The sequence below is a fragment of the Clostridium guangxiense genome, assembly GCF_021043395.1.
In the GTDB taxonomy this organism is placed as follows: Bacteria; Bacillota; Clostridia; order Clostridiales; family Clostridiaceae; genus Clostridium_S; species Clostridium_S guangxiense.
In genome coordinates this window covers 71914-85196 of record NZ_JAJNKE010000016.1, presented here as the reverse complement: position 1 = coordinate 85196, position 13283 = coordinate 71914, and the positions used below count along the sequence as shown (strand labels likewise).

11 protein-coding genes are annotated in these 13283 nt (G+C 31.6%); 9 read left to right on the top strand and 2 right to left on the bottom strand.

Features of this window, described 5'->3' with window-relative positions; translation table 11 throughout:
• Positions 1-285: 285 nt before the first annotated feature.
• Complete coding sequence (locus LQK79_RS11155) at positions 286-762, bottom strand: DsrE/DsrF/DrsH-like family protein (RefSeq protein ID WP_231016604.1); 477 nt, start codon at positions 760-762, stop codon at positions 286-288.
• A gap of 237 nt (positions 763-999) precedes the next feature.
• On the opposite strand from LQK79_RS11155, the gene LQK79_RS11150 reads away from it, so the two are divergent.
• On the top strand, positions 1000-1359 hold the full coding sequence (locus LQK79_RS11150) for a DUF1540 domain-containing protein (RefSeq protein WP_053240893.1): 360 nt from the start codon (positions 1000-1002) through the stop codon (positions 1357-1359).
• Positions 1360-1535: 176 nt separating this feature from the next.
• Here the strand turns inward: LQK79_RS11150 and LQK79_RS11145 are convergent, their stop codons facing one another.
• Entirely contained in the window at positions 1536-2333 is a 798-nt protein-coding gene (locus LQK79_RS11145; RefSeq protein ID WP_053240892.1) for a Cof-type HAD-IIB family hydrolase, read from the bottom strand.
• A gap of 262 nt (positions 2334-2595) precedes the next feature.
• On the opposite strand from LQK79_RS11145, the gene rlmD reads away from it, so the two are divergent.
• The 8 genes from rlmD to LQK79_RS11105 all read left to right on the top strand — a co-directional run bounded on the left by rlmD (position 2596) and on the right by LQK79_RS11105 (position 13130).
• The gene (rlmD, locus tag LQK79_RS11140) at positions 2596-3978 is read left to right on the top strand and encodes a 23S rRNA (uracil(1939)-C(5))-methyltransferase RlmD (RefSeq protein WP_231016603.1); all 1383 of its coding nucleotides are present in this window, start codon (positions 2596-2598) and stop codon (positions 3976-3978) included.
• A gap of 396 nt (positions 3979-4374) precedes the next feature.
• Entirely contained in the window at positions 4375-7170 is a 2796-nt protein-coding gene (locus LQK79_RS11135) for a type I restriction endonuclease subunit R (protein WP_231016602.1), read from the top strand.
• Positions 7170-8636, top strand: coding sequence for a restriction endonuclease subunit S (locus LQK79_RS11130; RefSeq protein ID WP_231016601.1), 1467 nt, complete (start codon positions 7170-7172; stop codon positions 8634-8636). The genes LQK79_RS11135 and LQK79_RS11130 overlap by 1 nt, the downstream gene beginning before the upstream one ends.
• Complete coding sequence (locus tag LQK79_RS11125) at positions 8626-10119, top strand: type I restriction-modification system subunit M (protein WP_231016600.1); 1494 nt, start codon at positions 8626-8628, stop codon at positions 10117-10119. Before LQK79_RS11130 ends, LQK79_RS11125 begins: the two co-directional genes overlap by 11 nt.
• Before the next feature lie 182 nt (positions 10120-10301).
• Entirely contained in the window at positions 10302-11306 is a 1005-nt protein-coding gene (locus LQK79_RS11120) for a PDDEXK family nuclease (protein WP_231016599.1), read from the top strand.
• A 134-nt stretch (positions 11307-11440) separates the two neighbouring features.
• Positions 11441-11854: a hypothetical protein gene (locus tag LQK79_RS11115; RefSeq protein WP_231016598.1), complete on the top strand. Its 414-nt coding sequence runs from the start codon at positions 11441-11443 to the stop codon at positions 11852-11854.
• A 125-nt stretch (positions 11855-11979) separates the two neighbouring features.
• Complete coding sequence (locus LQK79_RS11110; RefSeq protein ID WP_231016597.1) at positions 11980-12354, top strand: helix-turn-helix domain-containing protein; 375 nt, start codon at positions 11980-11982, stop codon at positions 12352-12354.
• Positions 12354-13130 carry an ImmA/IrrE family metallo-endopeptidase gene (locus LQK79_RS11105; protein WP_231016596.1) on the top strand — a complete coding sequence of 259 codons (777 nt, stop codon included), beginning with the start codon at positions 12354-12356 and terminating at the stop codon, positions 13128-13130. Before LQK79_RS11110 ends, LQK79_RS11105 begins: the two co-directional genes overlap by 1 nt.
• Positions 13131-13283: the final 153 nt, after the last annotated feature.

Genomic DNA, 13283 nt, shown 5'->3' with positions numbered 1-13283 from the left:
CAGAGGGCTTTTAGCCCAGCCAGTAATATGCCCTTACAGGGCTGAGCAAACCACCGGCTTAGCCGGTGGTCATGATTCATTTTGAGTTATGCGAAGTAACATCATTGAAGGAATAGTTTAAATAAAATTTTATAAATCTTAGTATTAAATTGCTAAAAGCTTTAGAGCTTTCAATCTGTTTGAGCCAACGGCGAGTTATTGAAAGCTCTTAAGATTTTAACAATTTGACACTTAGATTTATTAATTTTATTTAATATTCCAAGATGATGTTACTTCGCATTATTTTTAAATGAATAGCTGAATATCTGATGAAGCAGCATCCTTTAGATAGTCTTTTGCTTCAATAATTTCAAGCTGAGGTAAAAGTTCATCTTTTTTAAAGCCCATAACGTCTACCGAGAGCTTACATCCATAAAATTTAATTCCCTTTTTTATTGCACCATTTAAAAAGTTTTTTAGAGTTGGAGTTTCATCCTCAGCCATCATAGCTTCAAGCATTTTTTTGCCAAAACCCGAAAAGTTCATTTTAGAAAGCGGGAGCTCATCTGGACCCTTAGGAGTCATTGCATTGAACATTTTTTCCATTGTAGTCTTATTGTCTTCCGATACTTTATCCGGGTCTCTTAAAATAAAAAGTCCCCAGAAGGCAAAAAATATACTTACATCCATATCTGCTTCTGCTGCGGTGTTTGCAAGGATGAGGGCAACTAAAGCTTTATCATAGTCACCGCTAAATAGTAATAAACTTAATTTTTTTTTCATTTAAAAAAGCCTCTTTTCATGAAGTTCTATTTTAAATAAGTATTAATTTCTATACTTATTTAAAATAGAGCCTTTTATATATATTTTTTTATATTATTTCCTTTGAAGCGTTTATAAATGTATTGATTTTTGATATTCTTGACAAACATAGTCATATTATTAAAATTTATCACTATACATAAAAATTCCTTTAAAGTGAAAGAATAATAGAAATTAATAATTGCAGGAGGTAAATTTATGGGAAAGTTAATGTGTAGTGCTAATACATGTGTAAATAATATAAATGGATTATGTACAGCAAGTACTATAAATGTTCATGGAATAAGGGCACATTCTTCAGATGGTACAGAGTGTGAAACTTTTGCTGAAAGAGGAATAAGAAATGCACTTTCTAATCTAACTAATATGAATGTACCGGGAGAAATAAGACAGCTCTTTGCAGGAAGTTCTATAGAAATGAGTCCTAAAATAAAATGTCAGGCTGTAAATTGCACGCATAATGCAAACAAGGAATGTATAGCAAGGACAGTACAAATATATGGACCAGGGGCTGTCACAAGTGAAGGAACAGAGTGCGAAACCTTTATAGAAAGATAGAGTAAAGAATAGAGTGAAGGTTAATTTTCTGCTGAAGCAGAAAATTTAAAACTTAATGAGGCAAAGCCCCAAACCATAAAAGATATTCAGCAGCTCTGAATATCTTTGTTTTTATATATTTTAAATATTTATCTGATGTAAGAAGGATAAATCATCCTTCACTGTACTCTGTTTTGCTATGCTTCCAGTTGTAAAACTTTATGCTTTATAACTTGTAATACTCCATTTTCATCATTGCTTTTAGCAATAAATCTACCGTGTTTTTTAACTCCCTCAGGAGCATTTTCCATAACATAGCTGTGGTATACATTTTGAAGCATTGAAACATCATTATAATAATCCCCAAATGCCATTGTTTCATTTTCAGTTATTCCAAAGTGACTTTGGAGAAATTTTATTGCAGTTCCTTTATTTACATCATTTCTTCCTATATCAAGCCATACTTGTCCTGAAATTGTGAGCTGAAGGAGTTTGCCCCATTTTGATGATAAAAATAAATATGAGTTATTTGATGGTCCCTTAGGATCATATAATGCAATCTTAAAAAGTTCGTCGTCAATTTCATCAAAATTATTAACAGAAGTACATCTATGATAATATTTTTTCACTTCATCAATAAATTCAGCGGACTTATCCAGTACATATGCACTTTTTTTACCACATAAAACTGCTTTGCAATCAGGAAGTTTGTTTAAATCCTCAATAACTTCCTTTACAATTGTTCGGTCTAAAGTTTTTGCAAATAATTCCTCACCATTTTTAACTATGAAAGCACCATTTTCGGCGATAAAAGTAATTTTATTCTTAAAGGCTGCCATGTTATCTCTTAGAGTGAAATACTGTCTTCCACTTGCAACACTAAATATAATCCTTTTATCAATTAAATTATTTAAAACTTTCGAAAATTCATGAGGGAGCTCTCCATTACTTTTAAGCAAAGTTCCATCCATATCTGTAGCAATTAATTTTACCATATGTTTTTACCTCCGAATTGGCATAAAATATAATTATATTATAACATGATTTTAATCATATATTGTGAAAAATAATGTGGAAGTATTAGAGGTATGATATAATAAGAAATCAGAGTAGAGAGTAAAGAGTAGAGTGAAGGTTAATTTTCTTCTGATGCAGAAAATTTTAAAAATTATATAGTCAATGTAATAAGTTTTCCTTTACTGCACTTTATAGTCTGTAATCAGTAATCTTCAAAATATACTTAGAAGGGTGAAATTTATGAACAAATTGGTTCCTGTAGAAAAAAATAAGGATTATGAAATTTATATAGATGGTTTTGGAAGTATGGGTGAAGGTATTGGCAGAATAGATAACTTTACTGTGTTTATAAAAGGTGCAATTAAAGGTGAAAAGGTGAAGGTAAAAATCACTAAGGTGAATAAAAATTTTGCTTTTGGGAAGATTATGCAGATAATTGAAAAATCAGAGGATAGAAGTGAACCGATATGTCCCAGTTATAAAAGATGTGGGGGATGTCAAATGCAGCATCTCTCATATGAAGCTCAGCTTGATTTTAAAAGGCAGAAAGTTATTGACTGCCTTGAGAGAATAGGAAAAATTAAAACTGATTCTGTAATTGTACATGATACTATTGGAATGAATCCACCTTATTATTATAGAAACAAAGTTCAACTTCCAGTGGGAGAAAAAAATGGTGAAATCCAAATTGGTTTTTATGCAGAGAGAAGTCATGAGATAATTGATATAGATAAATGCTACATACAATTTGAAGCTGGAAATGAAATAATTAAGCTTGTTAAAGAGTGGATGAGTAAGTTTAAAATACGAGGCTATAATGAGCAAACTGGTAAGGGCACTTTAAGGCACATTATGATAAGAAGAGGTTTTAAGACAGAACAGATAATGCTTGTTTTAGTTACAGTAAATGAAGTTCTACAACATAAGAAGGAGCTTATAGAAAGTATTACTCAAAATATTGATGGAATAACAGGAATAATTCAAAATATCAATAGCAAGAGGACCAATGTAATACTTGGAGAAAAGGAAATAACGTTATGGGGAGAAAGCCAAATACAAGACTATATAGGTGAGTTTAAATTTAATATTTCCTCAAAATCTTTTTTTCAGGTTAATCCGGTGCAAACGGAAAGACTTTATAATGCAGCACTTAAGTATGCGGGACTTACAGGAAATGAAGTTGTCTTTGATGCTTATTGTGGAACAGGAACTATCTCATTATTTTTATCACAAAATGCAAAGATGGTGTATGGAGTGGAAATAATACCAGAGGCAATTGAAAATGCGAAAATTAACGCTGCTCAAAATAAGGTAACCAATACTGAATTTATTGTTGGAAAATCAGAAGAGGAAATTCCAAAGTTAATTAAAAGAGGGATAAAGCCAGAGGTTGTGTTAGTAGATCCTCCAAGAAAAGGCTGCGAAAAGGTTCTTCTTGAGTCTATAGCAAGTGCAGCACCTAGGACTATAGTTTATGTTTCTTGTGATCCTGCAACTTTGGGAAGGGATTTGGGTATATTAGGTGAACTTAGATATGAAGTTTTGGAAGTTCAGCCGGTGGATATGTTTCCAGCAACGGGTCATGTAGAGACGGTAGTAAGGCTAGAAAGAAAACACAGTTAGAAGTATTGATATAACTAGATTTAGAAAATGTTAAAAATAGGATATGTTTCTTAATACAGGGGTAGGAAACAGGGAAAAAGAAAATATAGTTGAATAAAGCCCTTGAGGAAGTTCCCATTTAATTTAAAATAAATATTTGATATTCTAAGAGCCATCGTTAGACGAAGGCTCTTTTTCGAATTGATTTCAAATTGCAATATCCACTTATTATAAAATTTGTTATAATATAAAGTGATATACTGGAGGTGTATGGAATTTGTCTAAATGGTAAAGGAAAGTTTCAACATGACTGGAAAGAAAGTGCTTTATTATTTTTGTAAGAAAAAGTATTAAATGAAGAGTTAATTAAGAACTTACTAGAACTGTAATATAGATTTAAGGGAAAGAGGGGGAACTATGTTTAATCAGAATCCAGAACAAAAATCTAGAGATAAAATTGATTTAATGTTAAATCAAGCTGGTTGGGTTGTACAATCCAAGAAAAGAGTAAATTTATCTGCAGCACAAGGTGTTGCTATTCGTGAATATCAGACAGATATAGGTCCAGCTGATTACGTTCTGTTTGTAGATAGAAAGCCTGTTGGTGTTATTGAAGCGAAAAAAGAAGAGGAAGGTCAGAGACTAACAATTGCAGAGGATCAATCTTCTGGTTATGCACAGGCTACTTTAAAATACAATTTAAATAAAGAACCTCTGCCTTTTGTTTATGAAAGTACTGGTGTATTGACTAGATTTACTGATTATCGTGATCCAAAACCTAGATCAAGGACAGTATTTCATTTTCATCAACCTTCAACACTACTAGAGTGGTATAATCAGACGGAAACTCTTCGTAGAAGATTAACCAACCTTCCGCAATTGGATAAAGAAGGGTTACGCCCTGCACAGATAAATGCAATCGAAAATTTAGAAATATCTTTTAAGAATAACAGACCGAAGGCACTTATACAGATGGCTACGGGTGCTGGTAAGACATTTACAGCCTGTACTTTTACTTATCGTTTATTGAAATTTGCAAGAGCCAAAAGAATTTTGTTTGTTGTTGATACTAAGAATTTGGGAGAACAAGCGGAGCAAGAGTTTTTGAAATATCAGCCAACAGACGATAACAGGAAATTTACGGAATTGTATAATGTTCAGCGTTTAAGCTCAAGCTATATTGCTTCTGATAGCCACGTTTGTATTTCTACTATTCAGAGACTGTATTCTATTCTTAAAGGTGAAGAGTTAGACGAGTCGTCTGAAGAAGAAAATCCTAATGAGAAAGGTTGGCAATGGCAAAAAAAAGAACCTATGCCTGTTGAGTATACAGCAAAGAATCCGATTGAACAGTTTGATTTTATCATTATTGATGAATGTCATAGATCTATATATAACTTATGGAAACAAGTACTTGATTATTATGATGCTTTTTTAATTGGTCTTACTGCTACACCAGATAAAAGAACATTTGGGTTTTTTAATGAAAATGTAGTTAGCGAATATACTTATGAAGAGTCTGTGGCAGATGGAGTAAATGTTCCTTATGATGTATTTACGATTGAGACTGAAATTACTAAAGATGGAGCAAAGATAAAGGCAAAAGAGTATGTAGATAAAAGAGAAAAATTGACTAGGAAGAAGAGATGGGAACGGTTGGATGAAGAGTATACTTATACTGCAAAGAAACTGGATAAGGATGTTGTAAATCCAAGTCAAATTAGGCATATAATTAAAGCTTACAAAGAATCGCTTCCACAGATTTTTCCAGATCGCTTTGATGAAAATGGTGAATTTGAAGTGCCTAAAACTTTAGTTTTTGCAAAAACAGATAGCCATGCAGATGATATTATTCAAATTATTCGTGAAGAATTTGATGAAAGTAATGACTTCTGCAAAAAAGTTACCTATAAAATTGATGAAGATCCTAAGTCAGTGTTGAATCGCTTTAGAAATTCATGGGCACCAAGGATTGCTGTAACAGTAGATATGATAGCAACAGGTACAGATGTAAAACCACTTGAAGTTTTACTCTTCATGAGAGATGTAAAGAGTATCAATTATTTTGAACAGATGAAAGGGCGAGGAACTCGAACGATAGAGTTTGATGATCTTAAACGTGTAACACGAACTGCAAAATACACCAAAACTCACTTTGTCATTATTGATGCTATAGGTGCTACAAAATCAAAGAAAACAGATAGTAGACCACTGGAAAGAAAACCTAGTGTGTCTTTAAAAGACCTTTTAGGTGCTGTTGCTATGGGGGTACAAGATGAAGACTTATTTATATCCCTAGCAAATCGGTTGATTCGTTTGGATAAACAACTTACAGATGATGAAAAGAGTAAGTTTCAGGAAAAGAGTGGTGGGAAAAGTGTGAAAGCTGCCGTTAAAGAATTATTCAATGCATATGATCCAGATATTATTGAATCTAAGGCTCAAGTGCTGATTGATGAAATTCCTGATGTAGAGCGTTATCCTGCAAAAGAAAACGAATGCCGTAAACAAGTTCAAAGTGAATTAGCAACCAATGCAGCTAAAATCTTTAACGGAGAGTTAAATGAGTATATTGAAAACGTTCGAAAAGTACATGAACAAATTATTGATATCGTGAATCAGGATAAGATACTCCAAGCAGAGTGGGATAGCTTTACAATAGAAAAGGCTGAAGAAGTTGTTAAGAACTTTAAGGATTATATAGAAGCTAATAAAGATGAAATAATGGCATTGAGTATTTTCTATGACCAACCGTATAAAAGACGTGAGCTCACTTTTAAGATGATTAAGGAAGTGTTAGAGAAAATTAAGCTAGAAAAACCGATGCTTGCGCCTCATTATGTTTGGGATGCTTATGCTCAATTAGAAGATGTAAAGGGACAAAATCCTAAAAGTGAATTAGTTGCATTAGTATCACTAATTCGAAGAATTACAGGGATTGATAAGCAATTAACGCCTTATAATAAAATTGTTGATCAGAACTTTAAAAATTGGGTTTTCGGTAAACAAGCAGGTGCATTGAAGTTCAATGGAGAGCAGATGAACTGGTTAAGGATGATTAAAGAGCATATATCAACAAGTTTTCATGTGGAGGTTGATGATCTAGATTATACACCGTTTGATGCACAAGGAGGCAGAGGCAAAATGTATCAACTATTTGGAGATAAGATGAATGAAATAATTAATGAATTAAATGAGGTGCTGGTAGCATAATGAGGAAATATTGGATAGAAGCAAAATTAGAAGATATGTTAGAGTATATACAACCGTCTAACTATATTGTTGATTCAGTTAAATACAGTGACAATTATAAAATTCCTGTTCTTACAGCTGGAAAAACATTTATTCTTGGTTATACAAATGAAAAACATAATATTTTTTCGGAAGTTCCAGTTATTATTTTTGATGATTTTACAACTGCAACTAAATTTGTAAATTTCAGATTTAAGGTAAAATCTTCAGCAATGAAAATATTGATACCTACTTCCAATTTAGTAAATTTAAAATATGTTTTTTATTATATGCAAACAATTAGGCATAATACGGATACACATAAGAGGTATTGGATTTCAATTTTTTCTAAATTAGGAATAAAGATAGCCCCACTTCCAGAACAGCGAGCTATTGTAACAAAAATTGAGGAGCTTTTTAGTAAGTTAGATAATGGCATTGATAACTTGAAGAAAGCCAAAGAAAAGCTACAAATTTATCGCCAGGCTGTATTGAAGAAAGCTTTTGAGGGTGATTTGACAAAAGAGTGGAGAGATCAGCAGGCAGATTTACCTTCTGCAGAAGAATTATTAGAGAAAATTAAAAAAGAACGAGAAAATTACTATGAAGAGCAGTTGAAAGATTGGAAAAAAGCTGTTAGTGAGTGGGAAGCAAATGGAAAAGTAGGCAAGAGGCCAAGCAAACCGAAAATGCGAGAATTTAAGTCAATATTGGATAGTAAAGAAGTATTAGAGCTTTCTGACTTGCCTAAAAATTGGTTCTATAATTTCCTTGCCTATTCAGGTGAGTTAGGTCGTGGAAAATCGAAACATAGACCTAGAAATGATTCAATACTTTTTGGTGGAAAATATCCATTTATACAAACTGCAGAAGTTAAAGCTCAAGACGTAATAATGGAATATTCACAGACATATAGTGATTTTGGCTTGGCTCAAAGTAAACTATGGCCTAAGGGTACATTGTGTATAACCATTGCCGCGAATATAGCAGAGACTGGATTTTTGGGTATTGACGCATGTTTTCCAGATAGTGTAGTAGGTTTTACACCATTTGAATCAATAATTGATAAACGTTATATTGATTATTTTTTTAAATTTGCTAAAATGAAAATTAGTTCATGGGCACCAGCTACGGCTCAAAAGAATATAAATCTTAATATTTTGGAAAATATAATTATTCCATATTGTTGTTTAAAAGAACAAATTCAAGTAGTATCAGAAATTGAAACTCGTCTTTCTGTTTGTGATAATGTTATAACTAATATTGACGAAGGACTTGAAAAAGCAGAAGCTTTGCGTCAGAGTATTCTAAAAAAAGCATTTGAGGGAAGGTTGTTAAGTAAAGAAGAACTTGAAGTTTGTCGGAGGGAGTGTGATTGGGAAACGGCAGAAAAACTATTGGATAGAATAAAAAATGAAAAGAAGGAGGGCACAAAATATGAGCAATGAATCAAGTATAATACCCAAAGTATGGAGTTTTGCTAATATTCTTCGTGATGATGGTGTAAGTTATGGTGACTATTTAGAACAGCTGACTTATCTACTATTTCTCAAAATGGTTGATGAATTCGCCGAACCACCATATAATCGAAAAATCACTGTACCTGAGGGCTGTGATTGGGAAAGCCTTAAGAAAGAAAGAGGAGCTGCATTAGAAGCACGTTATAATAAAACTTTAAAAGAGTTATCTAAAGCAAAAGGAACTTTAGGACAAATTTTTACGAAATCTCAAAATAAGATACAAGATCCTGCAAAGCTTTATAAAATCATTGATATGGTTGATAAAGAAAAATGGAGTATGATGGGAACTGACCTAAAAGGGAAGATTTATGAAGGTTTACTAGAGAAAAATGCAGAGGATACTAAAAGTGGTGCAGGTCAGTATTTTACACCAAGGGCCCTTATTCAAACTATGGTAGCTTGTGTACAACCAGAGCCTATGAAAACTATTATAGATCCTGCTTGTGGCACAGGTGGTTTTTTTTTAGCAGCCTATGACTATATCATTAGTAATTATGGTTTAGATAGAGAACAAAAAGAGTTTTTAAAAAACAAAACATTTTATGGAAACGAAATTGTAGCCAACACTCGAAGATTATGTTTGATGAATATGTTCCTTCATAATATCGGTGAAATAGATGGAGAAACATTTATTTCTTCGGCAGATGCATTGATAGCGGATGAAGGCAAGCGTTATGATTATGTACTTGCGAATCCGCCTTTTGGTAAAAAATCTAGTATGACTATTACAAATGAAGAAGGCGAACAAGAAAAAGAAGACTTAGTTTATAATAGACAAGATTTTTGGGTCACAACTTCAAATAAGCAATTGAACTTTTTACAACATATTAGAACATTATTAAAAGAAACGGGAGAAGCTGCTGTTGTTTTACCGGATAATGTTTTATTTGAGGGAGGGGCGGGAGAAACCGTTAGAAAAGAATTACTTAAATCAACTGAACTACATACAATCTTAAGGTTGCCTACAGGTATATTCTATAGACCAGGTGTGAAGGCTAATGTTCTATTCTTTGATAATAAACCTGGTGCAAAATCTCCATGGACGAAAGAAATTTGGTTTTATGATTATAGAACTAACGTACATCACACATTGAAGAAGGAACCAATGACATTTAATGATTTAGAAGATTTTATTCAATGTTATAATCCAACGAATCGTTACGAGCGTAAAGAAACTTGGTCAGAGACTAACCCAGAAGGTAGATGGCGTAAGTTTACCTATGAAGAAATTATTGAAAGAGATAAGACAAGTCTTGATATCTTTTGGCTTAAAGATAAAAGTTTGGAGGATTTAGACAATCTTCCGGATCCTGATATTTTGGCTAATGAAATTATTGAGAATATTGAAGCAGGTTTAGACAGTTTCAAGGAAATCATGGCGATATTAAATGGGGATTCAGATGTTGAATAATTTGAGCAAGTTAAGCCTTTGCTCTCATTACCCGAAAAAAGTTAAAAGGAGAGAAGAAATCCAAATAAATAACAGCAACCAGAAAACATACATATTGTTACTAGAAATAGTGAATAAGTTTATAAAGGTTTTATGTGGTTATAATTATAAATATAATGAACAATTAGGTAGGGGTAAATCATATGTTAATTCCAGTAAAAATCAAAGATTCTATAGAAATTGAAGACATTGAAATAGAAAATACAAATTTTAAATCCTTAAACTTAAGAGAGGAGCATATAGAAGAATTTTTAAGAAAAAACATAGAACTTATATTTGAAGATGAAACCCTTCTTGTAGTTGGAAAGCAAGTTGTAAACAAAGAAAATGGCAGAAGTGATTTAACAGCAGTAGACGAAAATGGTAATCTTGTATTAATTGAAATTAAAAGAGATGTTGAAGATATTATACAAAGAAAAGAAGCTTTTGAATTTCAAGCTATAAGGTATGCTGCAAGTTATGCTAAAATCAAAACTTCAGATGACTTAGTTGATAAAATATTTGCTTCTTACATTGAAAAATATAAGGATGAATTTGAGCTTGGAGAATTAACAGCTTATGAAAAAGCATCAAGGATTTTAAATGATTTTCTTGAAAAGAATAATGCATTAAAAACATTTAACTCAAAGCAAAGGATAATACTTATAGCATCATCTTTTGATAAGCAAACATTATCAGCTGCAGCTTGGCTTATAGGAAGCAATGTAGATATTAGTTGTTTTGAATTAAGTCCAATTAAAATAAAGGATAGTTATTTTATAGATATTAATAGAATACTTCCTCCACCATCTTTAGAAGATTTTTATGTTGAGGTGGATAGCAAAAAACTACCTACATATAAAGCTAAAAGAGATATACCTATTACTAGAACCACACTTCCTGGAATGGATAAGCTGTTTGAATGGGGAATAATTAAAAGTGGAGACATTGTTGTAATTAAGAATTCTGAGAATTCAGAAGCAACAGTTGTTGATGCTAAATACGTTAGTTTTAATGGTGAAAAAATTACATTCAATAAATGGGGGCAAAAGGTTACTGGATGGTCTACAATTAGAATTTATTCTTGGGCTATGATCAAAGGGCGTGATAAAACTTTGCATGAAATGAGACAGGAGAAAATGTTGTCTTTGGAAAATGAAATGGAATAAGATAAATAGAAAACAAGGGTAGAATTTGTACAATAATATAAATCCCCTTGTTTTTTTATTGTGTCCACAAATTTTTTGTAAAATTACTGAACTTTCTAAATGCTATGCATATATAATAAGTGAAGGTGATTTTTATGGAAAAAAAACTTAAGGAAACTATAAAAACAGCGAAAAATTTACACAAGAAAGGATTTATATATTTAAAGGATAATGTAGAACTTGATGCGGAACCTAATTATCAAATTCTTGCTTTAATTATCGAAAAATTAAATTTATATATGGATAAAAATAAATATGAATTAATTAAATATGATAAGGATGAATTAATACATGAGCTAGCTTTATTAAATTTTAGTCAAAATGATTTGATTGACAATATAGATGTAGAATTTATGGAGAATGTTATAAAAGAGTATGCTGATATTGTAGAACCAGTAGTAATTGATGATATTTGTGTTTTTACTATTAAGATGTGCAAATTAAAGGAAATTTATGAAAAGTCTATTTTACAAATCGAAGAAGGAAAATTTAAAAATATTATGTTTTAGAAATATACATTAAAATATAAAAAATTGAATAAATTGTAAAAAACATATTGACAATGGAAACTGTTTCCTATACAATAATGTTATCAGATATGCGAACACGCTAATTTGTTTAGAAGGGGATTGAAATGAATAATATATTAGGTTTCGGAAATTATATTGCAGATAAAAGAAAGGCACTTGGAATAACCTTAAGAGGAATGGCCTCGGAACTAGGAATTGCACCCGCATATCTCAGTGATATTGAAAAAGGCAGAAGATATCCACCAGACATGGATAAACTCTTACAAATAGCTGAAATTTTAAAATTAACTGAGGATGAAAAACATACAATGTTTGATTTAGCAGGTGAAGGTAAAAATACAATATCGCCTGATCTTCCAGAGTATATTATGTCATCAGAAAAAGTTAGGGTAGCACTTAGGAAGGCCAAGGAAGTTGCAACGGAAGAAGATTGGGATGAATTTGTTAAAAAGCTAAATGATAGGGGGAAAAAGATTTAGTGGATGTAAGTATCCCAAGAAAAAAAGATGGCTTACCATTACTATACAAAAGTGACATAGAAGAAATTGCTGAAATGTATTTGTGGGATTTTAATTCTCAAATATTGAAAGAACCTATGCAGACTCCTATTGATGAATTCTTAGAAAATTATTTAAAGTTAGATATGGATTATAAGGATATAACACAAGATGGAAGTATTCTTGGTTTAACAGCCTTTGATAATGGATTTCTAAATGTATATGATCCTGAAAGCAAGAAAATAAGAAGTATATACGTAAAAAAAGGTACTGTAATTATTGATAATTCATTACTTAATAAAAATCAAGAAGGAAGATATAATTTTACCAGTGGGCATGAAGCTGGTCATTGGATATTGCATAGGGAAATGTTTAAAGCAAAGAGAGATCAATTTAGTTTTTGGGATAGTATAAATGGTAAAGAAATGCCATCAATAAAATGTTTTAAAAAGAGCTTTGAAAATTATGCATCAAGGAGAACTTTTAAAACGAATAATGATTGGATGGAGTGGCAGGCTAACTATATGGCATCTTGCTTGCTTATGCCTAAAAAGATGTTTAAAGTGGTAACAAGTGAAATATTTAAAAAGTTTAGAATCAATGGTGATTATATAATATTAGGACAAGACTTTGAAACTGATGAAATTGCAGTTGAAATAGCAAAAAAAATTTCTATAGTATTTGGAGTTTCAGTAACAGCTGCTTCAATAAGACTCAGTCAATTAAGATATATAAGAGAAAAAACAATACAATTGTAAGTATGCTAATTGTTATTAGTAAATCGCTATTTGCTCTTGTAAAAATTCAATGTCTTACAAATTTTATGAGAAGCAAATAGCTGATTTATTTAAAAATTATACAGGTTTGATGGTTCGTACGTATTTATTTTTTTTACTACCTTGTTAGCTAAT